22 protein-coding genes are annotated in these 22,917 nt (G+C 64.8%); 8 read left to right on the plus strand and 14 right to left on the minus strand.

Annotated features, from left to right (window positions below):
- The first annotated feature begins 67 nt into the window (after nucleotides 1–67).
- The 4 genes from PVA39_RS15815 (at nucleotide 68) to PVA39_RS15830 (ending at nucleotide 6,049) form a co-directional block, all read left to right on the plus strand.
- Nucleotides 68–1,120, plus strand: a complete 1,053-nt coding sequence (locus PVA39_RS15815) for a 2,5-dihydroxypyridine 5,6-dioxygenase (protein WP_274124844.1) — start codon at nucleotides 68–70, stop codon at nucleotides 1,118–1,120.
- Nucleotides 1,121–1,238: 118 nt separating this feature from the next.
- Entirely contained in the window at nucleotides 1,239–1,688 is a 450-nt protein-coding gene (locus PVA39_RS15820; protein ID WP_274124845.1) for a MarR family winged helix-turn-helix transcriptional regulator, read from the plus strand.
- A 330-nt stretch (nucleotides 1,689–2,018) separates the two neighbouring features.
- Nucleotides 2,019–2,513: a (2Fe-2S)-binding protein gene (locus PVA39_RS15825; protein WP_274124846.1), complete on the plus strand. Its 495-nt coding sequence runs from the start codon at nucleotides 2,019–2,021 to the stop codon at nucleotides 2,511–2,513.
- Nucleotides 2,504–6,049 carry a molybdopterin cofactor-binding domain-containing protein gene (locus PVA39_RS15830; RefSeq protein ID WP_274124847.1) on the plus strand — a complete coding sequence of 1,182 codons (3,546 nt, stop codon included), beginning with the start codon at nucleotides 2,504–2,506 and terminating at the stop codon, nucleotides 6,047–6,049. The genes PVA39_RS15825 and PVA39_RS15830 overlap by 10 nt, the downstream gene beginning before the upstream one ends.
- Nucleotides 6,050–6,057: 8 nt before the next feature.
- Here the strand turns inward: PVA39_RS15830 and PVA39_RS15835 are convergent, their stop codons facing one another.
- The 4 genes from PVA39_RS15835 to PVA39_RS15850 form a co-directional block, all read right to left on the minus strand.
- The gene (locus PVA39_RS15835; RefSeq protein WP_274124848.1) at nucleotides 6,058–6,711 is read right to left on the minus strand and encodes a TetR/AcrR family transcriptional regulator; all 654 of its coding nucleotides are present in this window, start codon (nucleotides 6,709–6,711) and stop codon (nucleotides 6,058–6,060) included.
- 179 nt (nucleotides 6,712–6,890) lie between these two features.
- Nucleotides 6,891–7,367 carry a nuclear transport factor 2 family protein gene (locus tag PVA39_RS15840; protein ID WP_013790358.1) on the minus strand — a complete coding sequence of 159 codons (477 nt, stop codon included), beginning with the start codon at nucleotides 7,365–7,367 and terminating at the stop codon, nucleotides 6,891–6,893.
- Between the two features lie 61 nt (nucleotides 7,368–7,428).
- Nucleotides 7,429–7,998 carry a TetR/AcrR family transcriptional regulator gene (locus tag PVA39_RS15845; protein WP_274124849.1) on the minus strand — a complete coding sequence of 190 codons (570 nt, stop codon included), beginning with the start codon at nucleotides 7,996–7,998 and terminating at the stop codon, nucleotides 7,429–7,431.
- A 118-nt stretch (nucleotides 7,999–8,116) separates the two neighbouring features.
- A complete protein-coding gene (locus PVA39_RS15850) occupies nucleotides 8,117–9,019 on the minus strand; it encodes a LysR family transcriptional regulator (protein WP_274124850.1) in 903 nt (300 codons plus the stop codon).
- A gap of 110 nt (nucleotides 9,020–9,129) precedes the next feature.
- On the opposite strand from PVA39_RS15850, the gene PVA39_RS15855 reads away from it, so the two are divergent.
- Nucleotides 9,130–10,227 (plus strand): AbrB family transcriptional regulator, encoded by a 1,098-nt coding sequence (locus PVA39_RS15855; protein WP_274124851.1) that lies wholly within the window; start codon nucleotides 9,130–9,132, stop codon nucleotides 10,225–10,227.
- Between the two features lie 48 nt (nucleotides 10,228–10,275).
- Here the strand turns inward: PVA39_RS15855 and PVA39_RS15860 are convergent, their stop codons facing one another.
- On the minus strand, nucleotides 10,276–12,885 hold the full coding sequence (locus PVA39_RS15860) for an ATP-binding protein (protein ID WP_274124852.1): 2,610 nt from the start codon (nucleotides 12,883–12,885) through the stop codon (nucleotides 10,276–10,278).
- 280 nt (nucleotides 12,886–13,165) lie between these two features.
- Here PVA39_RS15860 and PVA39_RS15865 point away from each other — a divergent pair, with 280 nt between their 5' ends.
- On the plus strand, nucleotides 13,166–13,600 hold the full coding sequence (locus PVA39_RS15865) for a GNAT family N-acetyltransferase (RefSeq protein ID WP_274124853.1): 435 nt from the start codon (nucleotides 13,166–13,168) through the stop codon (nucleotides 13,598–13,600).
- Nucleotides 13,601–13,711: 111 nt separating this feature from the next.
- Here PVA39_RS15865 and PVA39_RS15870 read toward each other — a convergent pair whose 3' ends face one another.
- Nucleotides 13,712–14,308, minus strand: coding sequence for a recombinase family protein (locus tag PVA39_RS15870; RefSeq protein ID WP_274124854.1), 597 nt, complete (start codon nucleotides 14,306–14,308; stop codon nucleotides 13,712–13,714).
- Between the two features lie 88 nt (nucleotides 14,309–14,396).
- A complete protein-coding gene (locus tag PVA39_RS15875; RefSeq protein WP_274124855.1) occupies nucleotides 14,397–15,290 on the minus strand; it encodes a LysR family transcriptional regulator in 894 nt (297 codons plus the stop codon).
- 110 nt (nucleotides 15,291–15,400) lie between these two features.
- Here PVA39_RS15875 and PVA39_RS15880 point away from each other — a divergent pair, with 110 nt between their 5' ends.
- On the plus strand, nucleotides 15,401–16,147 hold the full coding sequence (locus PVA39_RS15880; RefSeq protein WP_274124856.1) for a sulfite exporter TauE/SafE family protein: 747 nt from the start codon (nucleotides 15,401–15,403) through the stop codon (nucleotides 16,145–16,147).
- Nucleotides 16,148–16,152: 5 nt separating this feature from the next.
- On the opposite strand, the gene PVA39_RS15885 is transcribed toward PVA39_RS15880, so the two are convergent.
- Nucleotides 16,153–17,343, minus strand: a complete 1,191-nt coding sequence (locus PVA39_RS15885) for an aspartate aminotransferase family protein (protein WP_274124857.1) — start codon at nucleotides 17,341–17,343, stop codon at nucleotides 16,153–16,155.
- A gap of 104 nt (nucleotides 17,344–17,447) precedes the next feature.
- Between PVA39_RS15885 and PVA39_RS15890 the strand changes: the two genes are divergently transcribed.
- Entirely contained in the window at nucleotides 17,448–18,371 is a 924-nt protein-coding gene (locus PVA39_RS15890) for a LysR family transcriptional regulator (RefSeq protein ID WP_274124858.1), read from the plus strand.
- A 244-nt stretch (nucleotides 18,372–18,615) separates the two neighbouring features.
- On the opposite strand, the gene aroQ is transcribed toward PVA39_RS15890, so the two are convergent.
- The 6 genes from aroQ to PVA39_RS15920 are packed head-to-tail and all read right to left on the minus strand — an operon-like array spanning nucleotide 18,616 to nucleotide 22,913.
- Nucleotides 18,616–19,056, minus strand: a complete 441-nt coding sequence (gene aroQ / locus PVA39_RS15895) for a type II 3-dehydroquinate dehydratase (protein WP_274124859.1) — start codon at nucleotides 19,054–19,056, stop codon at nucleotides 18,616–18,618.
- A gap of 9 nt (nucleotides 19,057–19,065) precedes the next feature.
- Nucleotides 19,066–19,884 carry a shikimate dehydrogenase gene (aroE, locus tag PVA39_RS15900; RefSeq protein WP_274124860.1) on the minus strand — a complete coding sequence of 273 codons (819 nt, stop codon included), beginning with the start codon at nucleotides 19,882–19,884 and terminating at the stop codon, nucleotides 19,066–19,068.
- Nucleotides 19,881–21,113 (minus strand): CaiB/BaiF CoA transferase family protein, encoded by a 1,233-nt coding sequence (locus PVA39_RS15905; protein ID WP_274124861.1) that lies wholly within the window; start codon nucleotides 21,111–21,113, stop codon nucleotides 19,881–19,883. Before PVA39_RS15905 ends, aroE begins: the two co-directional genes overlap by 4 nt.
- Nucleotides 21,110–21,568, minus strand: a complete 459-nt coding sequence (locus PVA39_RS15910) for a MaoC family dehydratase (protein ID WP_274124862.1) — start codon at nucleotides 21,566–21,568, stop codon at nucleotides 21,110–21,112. Before PVA39_RS15910 ends, PVA39_RS15905 begins: the two co-directional genes overlap by 4 nt.
- Nucleotides 21,565–21,966 carry a VOC family protein gene (locus PVA39_RS15915; RefSeq protein ID WP_274124863.1) on the minus strand — a complete coding sequence of 134 codons (402 nt, stop codon included), beginning with the start codon at nucleotides 21,964–21,966 and terminating at the stop codon, nucleotides 21,565–21,567. Before PVA39_RS15915 ends, PVA39_RS15910 begins: the two co-directional genes overlap by 4 nt.
- On the minus strand, nucleotides 21,963–22,913 hold the full coding sequence (locus PVA39_RS15920; protein ID WP_274124864.1) for a ketopantoate reductase family protein: 951 nt from the start codon (nucleotides 22,911–22,913) through the stop codon (nucleotides 21,963–21,965). Before PVA39_RS15920 ends, PVA39_RS15915 begins: the two co-directional genes overlap by 4 nt.
- Between the last annotated feature and the right edge of the window lie 4 nt (nucleotides 22,914–22,917).

Raw genomic sequence — 22,917 nt, forward strand, 5'->3', positions numbered from 1 at the left:
GCACCAATATCCAGCAGCACGGCTCACCGTGGTGCACAGCCAAAGCAGAGCGACCAGGAGACCTGCCATGCCGGTAAGCGATAGTGAACTGACCCAGATGTTCGAACAGGTGCTGACCCTCTCGCGGGTCGACGAGACCCAGAGCGTGGCCATTCTCAAGAGCCATTATTCGAACCCGCGCACCGTGCGTGCGGCAATGGACGCCGCACAACGCCTGAAAGCCAAGGTGTATGCCGTCGAGCTGCCCTCCTTCAATCACCCGCGGGCGATGGGCAATGACATGACGGCCTACTGCGGCGATACCGCCCTGACCGGCAATCTGGCGGCGCAGCGCGCGCTGGAAGCCGCCGACCTGGTGGTCGACACCATGATGCTGCTGCACTCGCCCGAGCAGGAGCAGATTCTCAAGACCGGCACGCGCATCCTGCTGGCCGTGGAGCCACCCGAAGTACTGGCGCGCATGCTGCCGACCGAGGACGACAAGCGCCGTGTGCTGGCCAGCGAGGCACTGCTCAAGCAGGCGCGCAGCCTGCACGTGCGCTCGGCGGCGGGCAGCGACTTCCACGCCGAGCTGGGGCAGTACCCGGCAGTGACCGAATACGGTTTCGCCGACGAGCCGGGGCGCTGGGACCACTGGCCCAGCGGCTTCCTGTTCAGCTGGCCCAACGAGGAAACCGCCCAGGGCACCCTGGTGCTGGATGTCGGCGACATCGTGCTGCCGTTCAAGAACTACTGCCGCGAGCGCATCACCCTGGAGATCGACAAGGGCTTCATCACCGGCATCCACGGCGGTTTCGAGGCCGAGTACCTGCGTGACTACCTGAAGTACTTCAAGGACCCCGAGGTCTACGGCATTTCCCACATCGGCTGGGGCCTGCAGCCGCGCGCCCAGTGGACGGCCATGGGCCTGCACGACCGCAACGACGGCATGTGCATGGACGCCCGTGCCTTCTACGGCAACTTCCTGTTCTCCACCGGGCCGAACACCGAAGTCGGCGGCACGCGCAAGACGCCGTGCCACCTGGATATTCCGCTGCGTGGCTGCGACATCTACCTCGATGACCAGGCCGTGGTACTGGCCGGCGACGTGGTTTACCCGCCGGAATCCAGGGCCAGCTGACAACATCCCACGGCAGCGCCAGCTGCCGATCCTCCATGCCCGCAAGCCGGCTAGGCGCACACCTCGCCGGCTTGCGCGGTTATACTCGGCGCCCTGCGCCTGAAAGCGAAATCACCCCATGTCGATCGACGATTCGTCCGCCAACACCTATCAGGTCACCGAACAGATCGGCCACTTGCTGCGCAAGGCTTACCAGCGCCATACCGCGATCTTTCAGCAGAACGCCTGCGACGCCCAACTCACCTCCATCCAGTTCGTCACCCTGTGCGCCCTGCGCGACCATGGCCCCAGCTCCCAAGCCGAGCTGATCAAGGCCACGGCGGTGGACCAGGCCACCATCCGCGGCATCGTCGAGCGCCTCAAGGCCCGCGACCTGGTCGCCCTGTCGCCGGACCCCAGCGACAAACGCAAGGTAATAGTCGAGCTCACCGCCGCCGGCAGCGCACTGCTCGCCGACATGATTCCCTGCGCCCAGCAGATCAGCGAGCTGACCATGGGCAGCCTCAACCCGGGCGAACGCATCGCCATCCTCTACCTGCTGCGCAAGATGAACGACAGCGGCGAGTAATCAGCCGGCTGTTCCCCTCGAGCAAACCGCAGGCGTTCGACCACCATCTTCCCGTGGGAGCGGGCGGGCACACCCTGCCCGTACCCGCGATTTATGGGCATGGCGTACTCCCATAAAGCGGGCCTGCCAACCTATCTTGTAGCCACTGCGCACCAATCTCCCAAGGCTGCGACCAACAGAGCTGTGCCCTTCCCAATTTATCCAACCCACTCGCCTGGCCCATTCCTTGCCTAGCAAAAAGCGTTTTTCATGAAGTAAGCACTTAACGAACAAAACGCCTATTTCCTGGGTACTGCGGTAACGCTGGAAATCGGCCAGAAAAGGTGGCCCATGGAAAAGACCCTGACCCTGCAGGTGAACGGACAGACGGTACAGCTCGACGCTGAGCCGCAGACGCCGTTGCTCTACATCCTGCGTAACGACCTGGCCCTCAATGGCCCCAAGTACGGCTGCGGCCTTGGCGAATGTGGCGCCTGCACGGTAATCGTCGATGGCCGTGCCACCCGCTCGTGCGTATTTCCGGTCGGCGGCACCGTAGGCCGCAGCGTGACCACGCTGGAAGGCCTCGGCAGTCGGCAATGCCCTGATCCGGTGCAGCAAGCCTTCATCACCGAACAGGCAGCGCAATGCGGCTACTGCCTCAACGGCATGATCATGACCATCAAGGCCCTGCTGCTGCGCGACCCCAACCCCAGCGACGAACAACTGCGCCGCGAGCTGTCGGCCAACCTGTGCCGCTGCGGCACCCACGTCGAAATCATGCGCGCCGCCCTGCGCGCCGCCGGCCGCCCGGCCGCCCCGCACGGAGACACCCCATGCAGCTGACCCTCGAGCAATGGCTGGCCCAGCCCGACGTATTGCTGGTCGTCGACACCATCCAGCCGCCTTCCGGGCCCATGCCCAAGGGCCAGAGCGCCACGCTCAAGCCCAGGGAGCTGGGCCTGTTCCTGGCCATAACCGGGGCCGGCAAGGTGTACGCCTTCAATGGGCACGTGGACCTGGGTACCGGTATTCGTACCTCCCTGGCGCAGATCGTCGCCGAAGAGCTGTATCTGCCGCTGGACCAGGTCGAGATGGTGCTGGGCGATACCGAGCGTGCGCCCAACCAGGGCGCCACCATCGCCAGCGCGACCATCCAGATCAGTGCCGTACCCTTGCGCAACGCCGCCGCCGAAGCCCACCGTCATCTACGTCAGCAGGCCAGCGAGCGCTGGCAGACCCCAGGTGAACAGCTGACCCTCGAGGACGGCGTGTTCACCCACCCCGATGGCCGCCAGCTGGCTTTCGGTGAGTTGGTCACCGGCGGGCATGTTCGCCTGCAGATCAGCGGTGACGCACCGCTCAAGCCTGCCAGCGAATACCGCCTGGTCGGTCAGGGCGCGGCGCGGGTGGATATCCCGGCCAAGGCCACCGGCGAACTCACCTACGTGCATGACATGCGCCTGCCCGGCATGCTCCACGGTCGCGTCATCCGCCCGCCCTACGCCGGTTACGACAGCGGCGACTTCGTCGGCAACAGCCTGCTCTCGGTGGATGAAAGCTCCATCGCCGAGCTTCCCGGCATCGTTGCCGTGGTGGTGATCCGCGACTTCGTCGGCGTGGTCGCCGAGCGCGAGGAGCAAGCCATCCGCGCCGCCCAGCAACTGCGCATCGAGTGGAAACCCTGGCAGCAGCAATTGCCCGACCTGCGTAACGTTGCCCAGGCCATTCGCGACAACCCGCGCATCGCCCGTACCGTGCTGGACAAGGGCGACGTCGAGCAGGCCCTGAAGGATGCCGACCAGCGCCTGACCCGCAGCTACCTGTGGCCCTACCAGCTGCACGCCTCCATCGGTCCGTCCTGCGCCGTGGCCGACTACAGCGAACAACATTCGCGGGTCTGGTCCGGCACGCAGAACCCGCACCTGCTGCGCGCCGACCTGGCCTGGCTGCTGGAATGCGACGAGCGTCATATCGAGATCATCCGCATGGAGGCCTCGGGCTGCTACGGCCGCAACTGCGCCGACGACGTGTGCGCCGACGCGCTGCTGCTGTCGCGTGCCGTAGGCAAGCCGGTGCGGGTGCAGCTGACCCGCGAACAGGAACATGTGTGGGAGCCCAAGGGCACCGCGCAGTTGATGGAAGTGGACGGCGGCCTGAACGCCGATGGCAGCATCAGCGCCTACGACTTCCAGACCAGCTACCCGTCCAACGGTGCGCCCACCCTGGCCCTGCTGCTGACCGGCCGAGTCGAGCCGCTGCCGATGATGTTCGAAATGGGCGACCGCACTTCGATACCGCCTTACGACTACGAACACATGCGCGTGACCATCAACGACATGGCGCCGCTGGTGCGCGCCTCGTGGATGCGTGGCGTCTCGGCGCTGCCCAACAGCTTCGCCCATGAGTCGTATATCGACGAGCTGGCCTTTGCCGCCGGCATTGACCCCGTTCAGTACCGCCTGCAGCACCTGGAAGATCCCAGAGCCCGCGACCTGATCGAAGCCACCGCCAAGCGCGCCGACTGGCAACCGCACACCCAGCCGCAGCAGACCCCGCCCGAGGGTGACGTGTTGCGCGGTCGCGGCTTCGCCTACGCACGCTACATCCACAGCAAGTTTCCCGGCTTCGGCGCGGCGTGGGCGGCCTGGGTCGCCGACGTGGCGGTGGACAAGCGCACCGGCGAGGTGGCGGTGACCCGCGTGGTGATCGGCCACGACGCCGGCATGATGATCAACCCCGACGGCGTGCGCCATCAGATCCACGGCAACGTGGTGCAATCCACCAGCCGGGTGCTCAAGGAGCAGGTGCAGTTCGAGGAGTCCAAGGTCGCCAGCAGCGAATGGGGCACCTATCCGATCCTCACCTTCCCGGAGGTGCCTGCCATCGATGTGATGATGATGCCGCGCCAGAGCGAACCACCCATGGGCAGTGGCGAGTCGGCCTCGGTGCCCAGCGCCGCCGCCATCGCCAACGCGATCTATGACGCCACCGGCCTGCGCTTTCGCGAACTGCCGATCACCGCCGAACGGGTAAGAGCGGCTCTCAATGGCCACTCACCGAGTGAGGACGCATCCGCCACGGCAACCGGCAAGAAGCGCAGCAAATGGTGGCTCGGCGGCCTGGCCGGCGTGTTCGGTACCGCACTGGGGCTGTTCGCCACCGCCATGCCCTGGCGCGCCGAAATCGCCCCGGTGGCGCCCGCGGCGTCAGGCACCTGGTCCGCCGCGACGCTGGAGCGTGGCCGCTTGCTGGCCGCCGCTGGCGATTGCGCCGTTTGCCACACGGCAGCGGATGGCGCGACCAACGCCGGCGGTCTGGCCATGGATACGCCGTTCGGCACCCTGTACAGCACCAACATCACCCCGGACCGGGAAACCGGTATCGGCACTTGGTCGTTCGGCGCCTTCGAGCGTGCCATGCGCGAAGGTATCAGCCGCGACGGTCGTCACCTCTACCCGGCGTTCCCCTATACGGCCTTTCGCAACATCAGCGACCCCGACATGCAGGCGCTCTATGCCTACCTGATGTCGCAGGCGCCGGTGAAGCAGTCCGCTCCCGCCAACCAGATGAGCTTCCCGTTCAACATCCGCCCGCTGATGGCCGGCTGGAACACGCTGTTTCTCGGCCGCGGCGAGTACCAGGCCGACACCAGCCGCTCCGAGCAGTGGAACCGTGGCGCCTATCTGGTCAACGGCCTGGGCCACTGCGCCGCCTGCCACTCGCCGCGCAACCTGCTGGGGGCGGAAAAAACCGGCAAAGCCTTCCTGGCCGGCGGCGTGGTCGACGGCTGGGAGGCGCCAGCCCTGAATGCCCTGAGCAGCAGTGGCGTGCCCTGGACCGAGGCCGAGCTGAGCGAGTACCTGAGCAGCGGCTTCTCCAGCCAGCATGGCGTGGCCGCCGGGCCCATGGGGCCGGTGGTCAGCGAGCTGGCAATGCTGCCCAAAGGCGATGTGGACGCCATCGCTCACTACCTGGTGTCACTGGATGCCGGCACGGCCCCAGCTACCACGAAAGTGGCTGCCAGCGGCGTCGACACCCTTTCCCTCAACCGTGGCCAGCGGATCTTCGAGGGTGCCTGCCAGGCCTGTCACAGTGACGGCAACGGGCCCCAGCTGTTCGGCGTCAGCCCGTCGATGGCGGTCAACAGCAACGTGCATAGTGCCTTCCCGGACAACCTGCTGAACGTGATTCTGCATGGCATCGACAAGCCTGCCACGCCTGATCTGGGCTACATGCCGGCCTTCAAGGACAGCCTCAGCGACAGCCAGGTGGCGGATCTGGCCGGCTACCTGCGCCAGCGTTTCGCCGGCGAGCAACCGGTCTGGAAGAACCTGCCGGAGAGGGTCGCCCATGTGCGCGCCAATCCGGGCAGCCACTGAAAAGCGACTTAGGCGCCCTCGCCCCCTCGCGCCAGCCCGCGCAGCACCAGGTCGGAAATGAAGCCCAGCCAGTTGTGCTTTTCACTCGGCGACGCCAGCGCGTCGTCGAGAAAGCAGCTCAGGGTGTGCAGGTTCGAGTTATAGAAGTAGCAGAGCGAGGCGATCATCAGATACACGTGGCGGATGTCGATGTCCTCACGAAACAGCCCCTGTTCCTGCCCCGCCCTGACGATCGGTTCGAGCATCCCCACGGCCGTCCCGGATAACGCCCGCAGGTTGCTCGACTTGCGGGCATGGACGCCTTGCAGCAGGTTTTCGGTTCCCAGGATGGTGATGAACTCGGGATGCTTGAGGTAGTAATTCCAGGTGAAGGCGACCAGATCGTGGATCGCCTGCCGGGGCTGCGTCAGATCGAAGCGCTGGCGCGCCTCGGCGCGGTTGAACTGGGCGTAGATATGCTCCAGCACGCTGACGAACAGCTCGTCCTTGCTGCCGAAGTAGTAATAGATCATCCGCTCGTTGCACTGCGCCTGGCTGGCGATCTGCTCGGTTCGCGCACCGGCATAGCCCTGGCGACTGAACACCTTGACCGCCGCTTTGAGAATGGCCGTGCGCGTGCGGTCTGCCTGAGCAGCTCGGGTACCAGCCCCAGGCTTTCGCATGATCAACTCCATCCTCCAAGAGATGGCGAAGTATGGAGCATCGACCGCGCGATACCAATTGTCAGCCACCCTCAAAGACCTGCCGGCAACGGCTGCGCGATCAGTCAAGGCTGATCCGGACATGCTCGCCGCGAATCGGGTTGCAGCCATGCAACTCGCAGCCATGAAAAAGCCCGCGCTTACAGGCCCAGCTCGGTCAGGCCTGGGTGATCGTCCGGGCGGCGGCCGAGCGGCCAGTGGAACTTGCGCTCGCTTTCCTTGATGGGCATGTCGTTGATGCAGGCGAAACGGCGGTGCATCAGGCCATCGGCCTCGAACTCCCAGTTTTCGTTGCCGTAGGAGCGGAACCAGTTACCCGAATCGTCGTGCCATTCGTAGGCGTAGCGTACGGCGATGCGGTTGTCGGTGAAGGCCCACAACTCCTTGATCAGACGATAATCCAGCTCCTTCTTCCATTTACGGGTGAGAAAGCCCTTGGCTTCTTCGCGGTTGGTGGCGAACTCGGCGCGGTTACGCCATTTGGTGTCCAGCGTGTACGCGAGCGAAACCTTTTCCGCATCGCGGCTGTTCCAGCCATCTTCGGCGAGTCGCACTTTCTCGATCGCGGTTTCGCGGGTGAACGGAGGAAGTGGCGGGCGAGTTTGGGCATCGGACATGGTAGTGCCTCCAGGCAACGTGGATAGATCGGTCGGGGTAGCGTCTTTGAAGCTCAGGCCGTCAGGGCGAGGCCTGTATTAACAACAGCTGCGCAACGTCCCTTGCGCTGTCTGCGGCGCTGTAATCACCCATCACACGTGCCATGGTGATTGCGCCCTCGATCAATACCAGCAACTGCCTGGCCAACGCCTGCGGCTGCTCGATATCCAGTTGCTCGGTCAACTCGAGCGTGTAATCCAGCAACTTCTGTTTGTGCAGCTTGGCGAGCTGGCGGATGGGGTCATCGGGGTCGCCCACCTCCCCTGCCGTGTTGATGAACGCACAACCGCAGAAACCCTCGGATTCGAACCAGCCCTTGAGCACGGTGAACATGCTCAGGATGCGCGCCTGGGGTGTATCCGCCTTGTCGCACTCGGTTCTGAACCAGTACATCCAGCGGATATCGCGGGCTTTCAGCGCAGCTTCGGCCACTTCGTCCTTGGTTACGAAGTAGCGGTAAATACTTTTCCGGGCGACGCCTGAGGTTCTCACCAGAAGGTCCATGCCGGTGGCATGGATGCCGTTCTGATAGATAAGCTGCTCGGCGGTGGCCAGGATCTTTTCGCGGGTATCGGTCGTCGTCTTGTTCATGGCTCAAAGGTAGAACGATCGTTCTACCTCGTCAAGCATCAGCTGAAACTCTTTTTCGCGCAGCGGATAGCGGCTGCCAAAAGACCTTGGTAACAGCGCTTGCCTATTCGACCGTCGCTCAGTCGCCACTGAAGAACTGACGGCCATTTTCACGCAGCATCGAGACCAGGGTAGCCGCCGCCGACGGCAGATAGCCCTCTGCCCGGACCGTCACCGCTACGGTTCGCTGCATGGTGGTTTCCGGCAACTGCACTTCCCGTAGCCGGTTCATGCCCTGGCTGAACTGCAGCGTCTCCCTGGCCAGAAAGCTCAGCAGGTTGGTGCGGGCGATCAGCCTGGGAAGCATGGAGATGGTGTTGGTCTCGATCTGCACTGCGGGCGCAGCCAACTTGTGCGCGGCGAATACGTTATCCACCCAGCGGCGAGACGAAACCGCTGGCGACGGCAATATCCAGCGGTAGCGGGTCAGATCGGCAAGGCCGTAGGGCGCGGCGAAAATCGGATGATCGACGCTGGCCACCACCACCGCTTCATCCTGCAGGATCGGGTAGGTGACGAACTGCGGATCCTCGGCATGCAATGGGCTGATGATTGCATCCAATTGCCCGGATTTCAGCGAGCTTTTCAACACGTCGTCCTGGGCGATCGACAGGCTGAGCCGCACCTCGGGAGCGCGCTCCAGCAACGAAGCCGCCAACTGCGGCAGCAGGTACTCGGCCATGCTGGCTGCGCACCCCAGGCGCACGTTGCCGATCAGGCCGTTGGCGAGGTCCCGCACCTCGCGCTGGGTCTCGGAAACGCTCATCTGCAGTTGTTTGCTTCTGATCAGCAGCAGCTCGCCCACCTCGGTCAGCTTGATGCCCCGCCCCTCACGTTGGAACAGCCGCGCACCCAATGACTCCTCGAGCCGCTGGATGCTCTTGGTCAGGGCCGGCTGGCTACGATTGAGCTTGTCGGCAGCCCGGCCCAGATGGCCAATTTCGGCGATGGTTTCGAAATAGCCGAGGTCACGCAGATCCATAATTCATTCACAAAAGTTATCGTTGAAGAAAAATTAGAAAATAGACGTGATGAATTGGCCTGTCGATAATTTGCATTAAAGCGCTCACGCGCGTGATTTACAGGATGCCCATGTCAGCACCCAATCCCCCTCTCACATCGTCCGGCCAGGCACTGCGCTGGCTTGCCCTGAGCCTCTGCGCCGCAGTTGCCGGGCAAGCGCTGCATGCCGTTGAGGTGCCGGCGGGCCTATTTCTGGGGCCGATGCTGGTGGCCATCGTGTTCGGCGTATGCGGTGCGGGGCTGCGCCTGCACAAGAACGTCTTCCGGTTCGGCCAGGGCTGCGTTGGGCTGCTGGTCGCCCATACCATGACCTGGTCGGTGCTGATGTCGCTGGCGACCTCCTGGCACATCATGCTGCTGGCGACGGTGCTGACGGTCTGCCTGAGTGCACTGGTGGGCCTGGGTACCGTGCGGTTCGGCGGCATCCCCGGCCATACCGCCGCCTGGGGAACTGCGCCCGGTGCGGCATCGGCGATGGTTGCCATGGCCGAGGATTACGGCGCCGACTCGCGTCTGGTGGCCACCATGCAATACGTACGAGTGGTGTGCGTGGTGATGGTAGGCGCACTGGTCAGCCACCTGCTGGGCGCGACGACCGGGGTGAGCCATGCCATCGCCAGCGCAGCAGTGGCGAGCCATGGGAACTTGGCGCTGGGTATCGGCGTGATCCTGGCCGGCGTTGCAGCCGGTGCGTTTCTGCCCGCCGGGGCGCTGCTGGTGCCCCTGCTGCTCGGCGCCGCACTGCAGCTGGCCGGCCTTCTGACCATCACCCTGCCCAGCGAGCTGCTGGCGTTCGGCTATGGAGCCATCGGCTGCTACATCGGCTTGCGCTTCGATCGCGAAACCCTGCGCTACGTCTGGCGGCGCCTGCCATCGATGATCATCGGCGCCCTGATGCTGATCATGCTCTGCGCCGGGCTCGCCGGGCTGCTCGCTGCGCTGACCGGAACGGACTTCCTGTCGATGTACCTGGCGACCAGTCCCGGCGGGTTGGATGCAATGGCGATCATCGCAGTGGAAACCCATTCCGACGCGGGCCTGGTCCTGGCCATGCAAACGCTGAGATTGTTCGGTGTGATCCTCACCGGGGCATTCTTCGCCAGGCAGATCATTCGTTTGACGGCACCATCAGCCCAAAGGCAGGAAGAACGGGACAGGCCGGTCTGACTGGCAGTGATACGCCCCTGCCGTCACGTGGCAGTGCGAGCCGCTGGCTCAGGGCGCCACGGCTTGCGCCTCGGGCACCTCCTCCCATGACTCGCCGCGCAGCCGAGCCAGGCTCGCCGCCAGCTCGCTCTTGCGAAACGGTTTGGTGAGCCGCGGCAGTTCCGGGTCGAGACCTTCGCGTTCGGCGTAGCCGGACACCAGCAGGATGTCGATGCCAGGGCGCGAGGCGCGCACCAGCCGGGCCAGGTCGGTGCCGTTGATGCCGGGCATCAGGTGGTCGGTAACCAACAGGTCGAAAGGCTCGCCACTGGCCACCCGCTGCATGGCTTCCTCGCCGCAGCCGGCCTCGATCACCCGATATCCCAGCTCGGCCAGCATGTACGAGGTGCTGGTGCGCACCAGTTCCTCGTCATCGACCAGCAGCGCAGTGCCGCGGGTCAGTCCCGGTTCGACGACCTCGACCAGGCGCAGCGCGCCGGCTGGCTCGGCGAGGCTGCGCGGCAGCCACAGTTCCACACTGGTGCCGAGCCCGGGCGCGCTCTGGATGGTCAGCGCGCCATTCAATTGCGAGGCCAGCCCATGCACCATGGAAAGACCCAGGCCGGTGCCCTTGCCCACGCCCTTGGTGGAAAAGAACGGCTCCACCGCGCGGGCCAGGGTTGCCGCCTCCATACCCGTGCCGGTATCGGCGACGCACAGGCACAGGTATTGGCCCGCCGGCAGTTTGCAGCGGTGGCCGTCGTCGACAGTCGCCAGGCTCACCGAGATACGGATGGTGCCGCCCTCGAGCATGGCGTCGCGGGCGTTCACCGAAAGATTGAGCAGCGCCATCTCCAGCTGGTTCTGATCGGCGATGGCCGCAGGCAGATTGTCCGGCGCGTCGACGATCACCCGGATCTGCGGCCCGGTGGTGCTGGCCAGCAGGTCGCCCATATCGCTGACCAGCTTGGCCACATCGACCGGCACAGTCTGTAGCGGTTGCCGACGCGCAAAGGCCAGCAGCCGCTGCACCAGCGTTGTGGCACGCTCGGCGGACTGCATGGCGCCAGAGATCAGCCGCTGCTCGCGCTCGCCGCCCACACCGCGGCGCTGAAGCATGTCCAGCGTGCCGACGATAGGTGTTAGCAGGTTATTGAAGTCATGGGCGACGCCGCCGGTGAGCTGACCCATGGCCTCCATCTTCTGGCTCTGGCGCAGCGCTTTCTGGACTTCCTCACGCTCGGCGATGGCCGCGGTGACGCGCTTTTCCAAGGTGTCGTTAAGCTCGCGCAGCTCCTCCTCGGCCACCTTGCGGGCGGTAATGTCGATGGCGGTGCCGGTCACTCGCAAACACTTGCCCGCGGCGTCGAACACGCCCCGCCCCTTGGCCGCAACCCAACGCACGATGCCATCTTCGCGGCCAATGGTGCGGTAGTCGACCTCATAAAGTGCGCGTCGGTCGGGGTCGGCTGCAGCGGTGAAGGCGGCAATCGTCGCTTCACGATCATCGGGGTGCAAGCCGTCATAGAAGTCCTGCAGGGTGACATCCACATGAGGCGAGATGCCGAACATCGTCTTGGTCTGCACCGGCCAGACCAGCGTGTTGTCCACGAAATCCACATCCCAGAAACCCACATCGGCATGGTCGACGGCCAGGCGCAAACGTGCCTCGCTGATACGAATCGCCGAATCCGCGCGGGTGCGATGCACGAGCAGCCCCACGGTGTGCACCACGAAGTCGATGATCTCGGTATCAGCCGCCAGCGGCTCGCGGCACTTGGGGTGATAGAGCACGAAGGCCCCGAGCAGCGCAGCCTGTGCCGAGCGGATCGGGATCGAACAGCAGATGTGCAGCCCATGCCTGCCGGCCAGCTCACGCAAGGCGGCCCAATCAGGGTCGCCACCGATATCAGCCGCGGCGGTGATGGTGCTCGGGGCAATGGCGATGCCTTTGGCGGCCTCTTTGTAGGCGCGGGGAAGGCTCGGCCCCGCGCAATGCTCCAGGTGCTCGCCACCCTCGTTGAGCAGCAGGATGCCGCCCAGAAAACCCGATACGGACAACGCGTCCACTTCGTGGACGACGCCGTCGAGCGTGTCACTGAGCGCCGTTTCCGCGACTGCCAGCTCCAGAATGCGGTGCTGCGCAGCGCCGATGGCCGTCTCGCGATTGCGTGCTTGGGTCAGGCGCGCGTTTTCGATGGCGATGGTCGCCAGCCGTGCCAGGCTTTCCAACCGCGCGATGGTATCGGGATGATGGTCACGCACATCACCCCAGTAAGCGCCAAGTGCCGCGACAGGTGCAGGCCGGCCGATGGGCACCATCACCAGACTGCGCACAAAGGTTGTCGTATAGGCCGTTTGCGGAACGCGCGGATCGTCGCGCACATCGCGGATCGCCACCGTCTCACGGTTAAGCATCGACCAACCGGAAACGCACGCATCGCTCGCGAATTCCTGGCCCTGCCAAAGTGGTGAAGCCGCATCCTCGGCGACATAGGCGCAGCGCCCCTGCTGCTCGATGATCACCGCAATGCCCTCGGCGCCCACCGTGGCCCGCGCGGTATCACGCAGGATGGCAACCACCTCGTCCAGCGAAGCCGCCATCGCCAGCCGCTCGCTGGCACTGAGCACATGAGACAGGCGGTCATCGGCGGTGAGATCCATCGGAACGGTCAGCAAATGGATCTCCCAACGGCTACGGCTCGTGGACCGCAGACTGGTTTACGTGAAGGTGGAATGAGGAGTGGTGGCGCGGCCTGCTGAGTATGGTTGGGTTTTGGGTTGTCGGGAAGGTGATTGGTCGGTAATGGGATATTAGGTTGCGTTGACCAATTGAACCCGCCGCCGAAAGCAGCCAGTAGTAAAAGGGGCTCCGTAATAAGGTAGACACTCGCCCAAACTAGCCCTACGACTTCTCAGTGGCTGCCCGCCCCCTCAAACACGCCGAACCGAGGCCCCAATGTTCAACATTCGCGCAATGACCCTCAACGATTACGACGCCGTCATCGTCCTGATGCGCTCCACACCCGGAATCTCGCTCCGCGATGCCGACTCGCTTGAAGCGACCGCGCGGTATCTGCGGCGCAACCCTGGCATGAGCTTCGTGGCGGAGGCCGACGGTGTGGTGTGCGGTTGCGTGATGAGCGGGCATGACGGGCGGCGCGGGTATCTGCAACATCTGCTGGTGCTCCCCGATTATCGGCGCCAAGGTATCGCCAATGCGCTGGTGGACCGTTGCCTGGCGAGTATGGAGACGGTCGGTATTCACAAGTGCCATCTGGACGTGTTCAAGACCAACCAGGCAGCGGCCGATTACTGGCAAAGCCAGGGCTGGCAGCTGCGGACCGATATCGACCGTTATTCGTTTATCCGCTCGGGTAAAGAGAACGCCTGATCGCCGGGCGATGCAAGGCAGCACTGCCCTGCTCTGCCGGTAAAACCAAACGGCCAGACCGGTGCGTTATTAACGCCTCCGAAAGCTTTGACGCTGCTAGTGAATATGCGCTCAGCACGCCGGCTGCTTTACCCGCCCTAGCGCCCGGTAGAGCGTCGAGCGGTGCACGCCAAGTTTGCTGGCGGCCTCGCTGACCGAGCTGCCCTGCTCGATCATCTGGTTGGCGAGGCATATCTGCTCCTCGGCCAGGCAGGGTTTGGCGCCGAATTGCACACCGCGCGCCTTGGCGGCTTCGCGGCCGAGGCTGGTGCGCTCGACGATCAGTGAGCGCTCGAAGGCGACGATGCCGGCGAACACCGCCAGCACCGCGGCATTGCCGCTGACCCAGGGCTCGGCGAGGCTGGCGAGCTGTGCGCCAGTGGCGTGAATGTGTTCGGCGATCTCCAGCAAGTCCCGCGTGCTGCGCGCCAGGCGGTCGAGCCGAGTGACCATCAATGTGTCGCCGGGCTGGATGGCACCCAGCAGTCGCGCCAGCTCAGGCCGGTTGCGCCAGGCGTTCTGGCCTTGCTCTACGTAAAACACAGCGCAGCCTTCGGCGTGCAGCGCGAGGACCTGGGCTTGCGCCTCCCGTTCTTCAAGGCTGGCGCGGGCATAGCCGATGAAGCGCCCCGCCGCTTGCACCGCACCGATGGTTGCTGTGTTCTGCACTCAATGCTCCTCGGCGTTCAGCCAGTGGGCGGATTATCGGGGGCGCAAAACCATCAGGCGCGTAAAAAAAACGTATTTTCTGGGCGCTTCAGCGCTGCCTGAACGCGCCCAGATGTTCGAACAGGCTGCGCATCGGCATCGACAACTCGCTCCAGCGCCTGAAGCACAGGCACAGCTCACGCCGGGCCCAGGCGTCGCTCAGGGCGATCACTTTGAGGCTATGGCGGCGCCTGTGCAGCCGGGCGATGCCTAGCGGCAGGATGCCGAGGCCGATGCCATGGGCGACCATCTGGCAAAGCGCCTCGAAACTGTTCATGCGAATGCGCACATCCAGTGGCCGACCGGCCACCCGCGCGTGCTCGTTGATGTGATCCTGCAACGCACTGCCCTGGGCCAGCCCCACGAACGCTTCGCCGAGCACCTCGGCGAACGCCAGGCTGCGACGGTCGGCCAGCGGGTGATGGGGCGCGGCGACCAGTACCAGATGGTCCCTGGCCACCGGCTTCAGGTGCAGGCCTTCGGCACTGACGGCGCTGGACACGATGCCCGCCTCGGCCAAGCCGCTGGCCACGTTGCGCACGATATCCACACTGGTACGCTCCTTGAGTTCGATGCGCAGGCGCGGCCGCTCGGCCAGCCACGGCGCGAGCCGGTTGGGCAGGAACACCGTCAGCGCGGCGGTATTGGCGTACAGGTGCAGGGTGCCTCGGGCGCCGGCTGCGTAGTCCTGCAGCTCACCCTTTAAGGTATCCTGCTGGCGCAGTATCAGCCGTGCATGATGGGCCAGCGCCTCGCCGGCCTCGGTGGTGGTCACGCCGCGGGCGCGGCGTTCCAGCAGGGCCACGCCGACGGCACGTTCCATCTTGCGCAGCCGTTCGCTGGCGGAGGCCAGCGCGAGGTTCGCCCGCTGCGCACCCGCGGTAATGCTGCCGGCATCGGCGATGCACAGGAACAGCTGCAAATCTGCCAGATCGAGTCGCATCGGAGCCTCTCTGCCTCTGGTTTTGCCGAAGGCTGCACTGAGTTTTCCGCATTGTGCCGAGTCCCCTGAGCGGCTTCAATTGCACAGGTCACTCAATCGAGCCTTGCCCCATGCACGACGCCACCTTCTACCTGCTGTTTCTGCTCGGCACCTTTCTCGCCGCCGGGCTGGTCAAGGGCGTGACAGGCATGGGCCTGCCGACCGTGGCCATGGGGTTGCTGGGTACCATGATGGCGCCTGCGGCAGCGGCGGCGATCCTGGTCGTGCCGTCTTTCGTGACCAACCTCTGGCAACTGTTCAGCGGCCCTGCACTGGCGCCACTGCTGCGCCGGCTGTGGCCGATGATGCTGTGCATCGTGCTCGGCACGCTGGCCGCTTCGACCTTGCTGGTGGTGGCCGATCCGCTCTGGTCGGGGTTCTGGTTGGGCATCGCGCTGATCGTCTACGCGCTCTACGCTCTGCTCGCACCGGCCTTGCGCGTGTCGGCGCGGCTGGAGCGCTGGTTATCGCCAGTGGTGGGGTTGGCGACGGGTGTGGTGACCGGCGCGACCGGCGTATTCGTGATGCCGGCGGTGCCCTACCTGGGCTCGCTGAACCTGAGCCGCGACGAGCTGGTGCAGGCGCTGGGCCTGTCCTTCAGCGTGTCCACCCTGGCGCTCGCCATCGGCCTCTACTGGCACGGCGCGTTTCAGGTCAGCCAGCTCGGCACATCAACCGCGGCCATCGTCCCGGCGTTGCTCGGCATGTGGCTGGGCCAGCGGCTGCGCGCACGCATCAGCCCCGTGCGCTTTCGACAGTGCTTCATGGCGTTCCTGATCCTGCTCGGCCTGGAACTGGCGGCGCGGCCGTTGTTCTGAGGCGCTCATTCTCGGGCGTCCTCGGCGCCCTTCAGGGTATCGGCGATGCCCTGCACGATCGCCTCGACGTCCGCCGCACCCACGATCAGGGGTGGCAAAAGCCGGATGGTCTGGCCCCGTGTCACGTTGATCAGCAAGCCGTGATCGCGAGCGGCCAGCGTGACCAGGTCGGGGATCGGCTTGCGTAGCTCGATGCCGATCATCAGGCCCAGGCCGCGCACGGCCACCACCGCCGGGTGTCCGCTCAGCGCCTCGCGCAGCCGTTCGAGCAAGTGCAGCCCCTGTTCACGCGCGTTTTGCACCAGGCCTTGCTGCTCGATGATGTCCACCACCGTACAGGCTGCGCGGCAGGCCAGCGGGTTGCCGCCAAAGGTGCTGCCATGGCTGCCGGGCGTGAACAGATCGGCGGCGCCAGCCTTGGCCAGGCAGGCGCCGATGGGCACGCCGTTGCCCAGGCCTTTTGCCAGGGTCATGACGTCGGGCACGATGCCTTCATGCTGAAAGGCGAACCATTGCCCGGTACGCCCCATGCCGGTCTGGATTTCATCGAGCATCAGCAACCAGTTACGCCGCGTGCAGTGCTCGCGCAGCGCTTGCAGATACCCCTTCGGCGCCACCTGTACACCGCCCTCGCCCTGCACCGGCTCGACCAGCACGGCAGCGATGCGCTGGCCATGCAGTGCACAGATGCGCTCGAAGGCCGGCAGGTCGCCGAATGGCGCCTTGACGAAATCTCCCGGCAAGGCGCCGTACGCCAACCGCACGGCAGGGCCATCGCTGGCGGCCAAAGTCCCCAGCGTGCGCCCGTGAAAGGCGTTTTCCATCACCACCACCAGTGGCTGCTCGATACCTTTGCGCCAGCCATGCAAGCGCGCCAGCTTGAGGGCCGTCTCGTTGGCTTCCGCCCCGGAATTGTTGAAAAACGCCCGGTCCAGGCCGCACAAGCGGGTGAGCTTGTGGGCCAGGCGTTGCTGCCAATCGATGCTGTACAGGTTGGAGGTATGCAGCAGCAGCCCAGCCTGCTCACTGATGGCGGCGACCAGCAGCGGATGGGAGTGGCCGACATTGGTTACGGCAACGCCAGCCACGGCATCCAGGTACTCGCGACCGGCCTGATCCCAGAGTCGCGCGCCAAGGCCACGGACGAAGCTCAGGGCAAGGGGCTTGTAGGTGGACATCAGGCAGTCGGTGGTCATGACGTAAAGCTCCAGAAGTCATCAGGTGGTGTTTGCAGTATCGTTAGCCACCTGAGCTGGATAAACCTCGCAAAACTTCAATCATCCTCAACCAGGGCTTGATAATGGACTTGTTCCAGGCAATGTCGGTGTACGTGAAGGTCGTGGAAACCGGCAGCATGACCGCCGCCGCCCAGGCGTGCTCAATCTCCACCACCATGGTCGGCAACCACCTGCGGGCTCTGGAGCAACGCCTGGGCATGAGCCTGCTCAAGCGCACTACCCGCCGTCAGCGCCTGACGGAGTTCGGTACGGCCTATTACCAGCGCTGCCTGGAAGTGCTGGGGCTGGTGGCCGCCTCCGAGCGCCTGGCCGAACAGGCCCAGGCCGAGCCCGCAGGTACCTTGCGCATCACCGCGCCGCTGACCTTCGGCTCGGAAGTGCTGGCCCCCGCATTGTGCGAATTCTCGCAGCAGTTTCCCAAGGTCAAGCTGGACCTGGTGCTCAGCAACCTGCGGGTGGACCTGCTCGACAGCGGCTTCGACGCCGCGATCCGCATGGGCAACATGCAGGACAACGCCCGCCTGATCGCAAGGCCCCTGCAGGACTACACCATGACCCTCTGCGCCTCGCCGGATTACCTGGCGCGCCGTGGCGTCCCCCGCAAGCCGCAAGACCTGCAGGCACACAATTGCCTGACCTTCGCCTACCCCGCCAGCGATGACTGGAGTGGCGTGGACAAACACTGGCGGCTGATGGGGCGGGACGGTGAAACCACCGTGGAGATAAGCGGCACCATGGTGATGAACAGTTCCGCAGCGCTATACAAAAGCGCCACGGTAGGCGGCGGCATCGTCATGCTGCCCGACGCCTATGCCGAACAGGACCTGCGTGACGGCCGACTGGTCGCCTTACTACCCGACTACCAGTTGCCCAGCAGACCGATGCACCTGATCTACTCGCCCGATCGCTATCAGTTGCCCAAGCTGCGCAGCTTCGTCGACTTTGCGTTGGCGCGCTGGGGCCAGCAGATCCCGTCAGCGCGATGAAACTGGGCCGCTCGTCCCTGAGAACCTGTTCATCGTCGTTCACGACTTTGGCAGCTAAGTGGCAGGAGCGCTCGGTAAATGTGCGGCTTTTGTAGGAGGGGCTTCAGCTCCGAGCTCTTGTTTGCCTTGATAAAAGCTCGGGGCTAAAGCCCCTCCTACGAGGTCGACCGATGTCCGCTTCTGCCTTGTAGCAGCCTATTTAATGTCGCCTAAAAAGATCGTGAACAGGTTCTGAGCGGCCAGTTCATTCGCCGCGTACTGCCGTCACTGCGGTGCGCAAGCCCAAAAGGTAGCTGTCCACGCCAAAGCCGCTGATCTGCCCGCGCACCACGTCGGCGAACACCGAGTGGTGGCGGAAGGCTTCGCGGGCGTGGATGTTGGACATGTGGATTTCCACCACCGGCACGGTAAGGATCGCCAGCGCGTCGCGGATGCCGTAGCTATAGTGAGTCCAGGCCCCGGCGTTGATCAGCACGGCGTCCGTACCTTCCAGGAAGGCCTGGTGGATGCGTTCGCACATGGCGCCTTCGTAGTTGCTCTGGAAGCTATCGATTTCCACGGCGAGGGTTGCGGCCAGCTCGCCCAGGCGCGCATCGATTTCGGCCAGGGTGATGGTGCCGTACTGCACCGGGTCACGCTTGCCGAACATGTTGTGGTTGATGCCGTGCAGCATGAGTACCTTCATCGTCTTCCCCTACACCAGCGGCACGGTGAGGCGCTGGATTACCGGCCCGGTTTTAGGGCGCACGCCGCGCCACCACTCGAAGGCTTCGGCCGCCTGCTCGACGAGCATGCCGACACCGTCCGCCAGGGTGCTTACGCCGGCCTTTTTGGCCACCTGCAAAAACGGCGTCAGCCCCTTGCCGTAGGCCAGCTCATAGGCCAGCGCCGCGTTGGCGAACACCGATTCCGGCACCGGCGGCAACTCGCTGATGAGGCTGGCCGAAGTGGCGTTGATGACCAGGTCGAACGACTGCCCGGCCAGCTCCTCATAGGTGCTGAGCAGCAGGCGCGGATCATTCACTTCGCTTTCCAACACCTGCGCCTTGGCCATGTCGCGGTTGGCCAGCACCAGGCGCGAAGGACCGGCCGCCAGGAACGGCAGCAAGGCGCCGCGTACTGCACCACCCGCACCGAGCAGCAGCACCCGGCGCCCGGCCAGCGGCTGGCCGAGGTTGTGCTCGATATCGCGCAGCAGGCCAACGCCATCGAAGTTCTCGGCCAGCACCGCATCGCCCTCGAACTTGAAGGCATTGGCGGCACGCGCCAGGCGCGCCCGCTCGCTGGGCTGGGTGGCCAGCTCGAAGGCCTGCAGCTTGAACGGCGCGGTGATGTTCATGCCCAGCCCGCCCTTGGCCTTGAAACGCGCCACGTCACCGGCGAAGTCGCTGGTCGAACCTTCGATGGCGGTGTACGCGATCTGCTGCCCGCAACTCTCGGCGAACAGCCCGTGAATCAGCGGCGACTTGGTGTGACCGATGGGGTTGCCGATCACGGCGTATTGGTCTGTCATGCTTTTTCTCCATGGCTGTACAGCACACCGTCGGCCTGCAGCTGGGTGATTTCCTCGAGGCTGAAGCCCAGCTGAGCGGCGACCTGTGCGTTGTGTTCACCCAGGTCCGGCGCGACGCGGGTGACCGTGGTATCGCAATCGGAAAAACGGAACGGCAGGTTCGGCAATTTCAGGGTGCCGTAACGCGGGTGCTGCTGCTCCATGATCATGCCGCGCGCCTGGATCTGCGGGTCGTTGACCACTTCATCGATGCGCTGCACCTTGGCGCTCGGCACGTCCACCTCGTCGAGCAGCGACAGCAGGCGGGCCACCGGGTTGGCGCCGACCCAGCGGCGTACGATGGCGAGGATTTCCTCTCGGTGTTCGTTGCGCCCGTTGAGCGTGTGGAAGCGCGTGTCGCTGCTGAACCCGGCAACGCCAGCGTCGGCCTCGACCAGGGCGGCGAAGCGCTTCCAGGAGTCGTCGACCTGGGCAGCGATCACCAGGTCGCCATCGGCAGCGCGGAATACGCCGTAGAGCGTCGAGGTCGGCATGTCATGGCCGGTCTGCTGCGGCAGGATTTCCCCGCCGGACAGGGTGTAGCACTGCACTGCGTACTCGTGCATCGACACCAGGGTGTCGTACAGCGCCATGTCGATATGCTGGCCCTTGCCGCTGTTCACCCGGCCCAGCAGGGCGGCATTGATGGCCGCCACCGCGTGGATGCCGGTGTACATGTCGCCCAAGGAAATGCGCAGCAGCGGCGGCGCTTCACCGGGCGTGCCGACCATCTGCATGATGCCGCTCTTGGCCTCGGCGATCAGCCCGAAGCCGGCGCGGTGCGCGTCCGGCCCGGTGTGCCCGTAGGCGGAAATCGAGCAATACACCAGCTTCGGGTTGCGCTCGGCGAGCTCCTTGTAACCCAGGCCGAGCTTGTCCAGCGCGCCAGGGCGATAGTTCTCGATGAACACGTCGGCGCTGTCGCAGAGCTTCTGCATGAAGGCTTTGCCGCGCGGGTCCTTCATGTTCACGCTGACGCCCTGCTTGCCCATGTTGAGCTGCAGGAAGTAGCCGCTCTGCTGGTCGTCGAGGATGAAGGAATGCTGCCGGCCAGCGTCGCCGCTGCCCGGCCGCTCGACCTTGATCACCTCGGCGCCCAGGGCCGCCAGGCAACGGCCCACATAAGGGCCGGCGAGAAAATGGCTGTAATCGATGACGCGGATGCCTTTGAGTGGCAGTGGCTGGCTCATACGCTGGCCTCCCGGCGCGGCACCATCAGGCGGTGTTCACCGCGCTGCACCACCTCGCCGTTCTGGTTGATCAATTCCGACGGCAGCACCACGATGCCCCAGCCCGGTTTGCTCTTGCTGGCGCGCATGGAGCCGACGCGCATCTTCACGTGCAACACGTCACCGACGCGGATGGGCAGCAGAAAATCCCAAGTCCAGCCCAGCGACATGCCAGGCAGGAAGCGGTAATCACACTGCGTTTTCAGGCCATCGGCGATGGACAGCCCCATCAGCCCGTGGGCGACCAGACCGCCGAAATGGCTGGCCTTGGCGTATTCCTCATCGACGTGCACCGGCGTGTGATCGCCAGTCAGGTCGGCGTACGCCAGGATGCGTTCCTTGGTCACCGTGTAGCTGGGGGTGATGGCCTCGTCGCCCTCTTGGGCATCGTCCCAGTACTTCTCGACAATGCTCATGCCGACACCTCCACACGGGCATTCACTGCCAGGGCTTCGGCCACCGCACTGGCCGGCGAAGCCTGGATGAACTCCACGGCCAGGCCATCGGGCAGGCGCAGCCAGTTGCGGCCCTGTGGCATCTCGGTCACGCCTTCGAACCTCAGGGCAGCGGCCAACGCCGCTTCCATGTCCTCGCACATCATGCCCAGGTGGCCCATGCGCCCTTCAGGGCCGGCGAAGCCGGGCTGGCTGATGAACTGCATGCCGCCGAGGGTCCAGTACTGGGTCGGCGCTTCGAGCGTGCCGTGCACCTCACGCATGGTCATGCCGAACACGTCGTGGAAGAACTTGATGTACCAGTGGATATCACTGACCCAGAAGGCCACGTGCTCCAGATAGGCTTTGGGAATACTCATCGCTTGGTTTCCTCTTGTTGTTGATCGGCCATTGCCCGTTCGATGCCCTTGATGCAGGCCACCAACGTGGCGTTGACGGGCGTGGCGATGCCATGGCGCTGGCCGAGCCGCACCACGGCGCCGTTGATGAAATCGATTTCGGTGATCGAGCCCTTTTCCAGGCTCTGCAGCATGGAGGTCTTGAACGAGGCCGGCAGCCCGGAGCTGGCCAGGTTCCAGGCCTGCTCCGGCTCGGTGAGGCTGAGGGTGATGCCCGCCGCCCGTGCCACGGCGATGGCTTCGGCCACTGCGGCCAGGGCGGTTTCGCGCAGCAGCGGCTCGCTGTAGAGCTGGCCGTAAGTGAGCATGGTGATGCCGGTCAGCGCGCCGGTGGAGACGTTGACCAGCAGCTTGTCCCACATGGTGCCGAGGATATTTTCGCTGACCGTGGTATCCAGGCCGGCGCCACGGAACACCTCGGCGATATGGCTCACGCGCGCGCTGACCTGGCCATCGAGCTCGCCGATGTAGGTCTGCTTGCCGTCCACACCGCAGCGGATACGCCCGGGCGCCAGCAGCACGCCGCCCACGTAGGTCTTGCCGGCGATCACCTTCTCACGGCCGACCGCTTCGGCGAGCAGGTCTTCGTGGCCCAGACCATTTTGCAGCGACATCACCACGGTCTGCGGGCCGACCAGCGCGCCGGCATCGGCGATGGCGCGGGCGGTGGCGAACGACTTGACCAGCACCATGAGCAGGTCGACAGCACCGACCTCTTCGGCACACGACGTGGCATTGATGCGCACGCTGCGCTCGACGTCGTCTTCGATCACCGCCAGGCCGTTGTGCCGGATGGCGTCGATATGTGCGCCGGCGCGGTTGAGCAGCCAGGTTTCATGGCCGGCCTCGCTGAGCGCGGCGCCAAAGGTGCTGCCCAGCGCACCGGATCCGAGGATGCAGATTTTCAAGATG

Origin of the sequence: Pseudomonas sp. CNPSo 3701 (assembly GCF_028674975.1) — a bacterium.
Taxonomy (GTDB): Bacteria; Pseudomonadota; Gammaproteobacteria; order Pseudomonadales; family Pseudomonadaceae; genus Aquipseudomonas; species Aquipseudomonas straminea.

Coding starts and splice junctions, on each gene's coding strand:
- PVA39_RS15820 (WP_274124845.1), top strand. CDS start 1,239: ATGTCGATCGACGATTCGTCCGCCAACACCTATCAGGTCACCGAACAG.
- PVA39_RS15880 (WP_274124856.1), top strand. CDS start 15,401: ATGCACGACGCCACCTTCTACCTGCTGTTTCTGCTCGGCACCTTTCTC.
- PVA39_RS15815 (WP_274124844.1), top strand. CDS start 68: ATGCCGGTAAGCGATAGTGAACTGACCCAGATGTTCGAACAGGTGCTG.
- PVA39_RS15890 (WP_274124858.1), top strand. CDS start 17,448: ATGGACTTGTTCCAGGCAATGTCGGTGTACGTGAAGGTCGTGGAAACC.
- aroE (WP_274124860.1), bottom strand. CDS start 19,884: ATGACAGACCAATACGCCGTGATCGGCAACCCCATCGGTCACACCAAG.
- PVA39_RS15850 (WP_274124850.1), bottom strand. CDS start 9,019: ATGGATCTGCGTGACCTCGGCTATTTCGAAACCATCGCCGAAATTGGC.
- PVA39_RS15855 (WP_274124851.1), top strand. CDS start 9,130: ATGTCAGCACCCAATCCCCCTCTCACATCGTCCGGCCAGGCACTGCGC.
- PVA39_RS15840 (WP_013790358.1), bottom strand. CDS start 7,367: ATGTCCGATGCCCAAACTCGCCCGCCACTTCCTCCGTTCACCCGCGAA.
- PVA39_RS15910 (WP_274124862.1), bottom strand. CDS start 21,568: ATGAGCATTGTCGAGAAGTACTGGGACGATGCCCAAGAGGGCGACGAG.
- PVA39_RS15885 (WP_274124857.1), bottom strand. CDS start 17,343: ATGACCACCGACTGCCTGATGTCCACCTACAAGCCCCTTGCCCTGAGC.
- PVA39_RS15845 (WP_274124849.1), bottom strand. CDS start 7,998: ATGAACAAGACGACGACCGATACCCGCGAAAAGATCCTGGCCACCGCC.
- PVA39_RS15905 (WP_274124861.1), bottom strand. CDS start 21,113: ATGAGCCAGCCACTGCCACTCAAAGGCATCCGCGTCATCGATTACAGC.
- PVA39_RS15915 (WP_274124863.1), bottom strand. CDS start 21,966: ATGAGTATTCCCAAAGCCTATCTGGAGCACGTGGCCTTCTGGGTCAGT.
- PVA39_RS15865 (WP_274124853.1), top strand. CDS start 13,166: ATGTTCAACATTCGCGCAATGACCCTCAACGATTACGACGCCGTCATC.
- PVA39_RS15825 (WP_274124846.1), top strand. CDS start 2,019: ATGGAAAAGACCCTGACCCTGCAGGTGAACGGACAGACGGTACAGCTC.
- PVA39_RS15830 (WP_274124847.1), top strand. CDS start 2,504: ATGCAGCTGACCCTCGAGCAATGGCTGGCCCAGCCCGACGTATTGCTG.
- PVA39_RS15875 (WP_274124855.1), bottom strand. CDS start 15,290: ATGCGACTCGATCTGGCAGATTTGCAGCTGTTCCTGTGCATCGCCGAT.
- PVA39_RS15835 (WP_274124848.1), bottom strand. CDS start 6,711: ATGCGAAAGCCTGGGGCTGGTACCCGAGCTGCTCAGGCAGACCGCACG.
- aroQ (WP_274124859.1), bottom strand. CDS start 19,056: ATGAAGGTACTCATGCTGCACGGCATCAACCACAACATGTTCGGCAAG.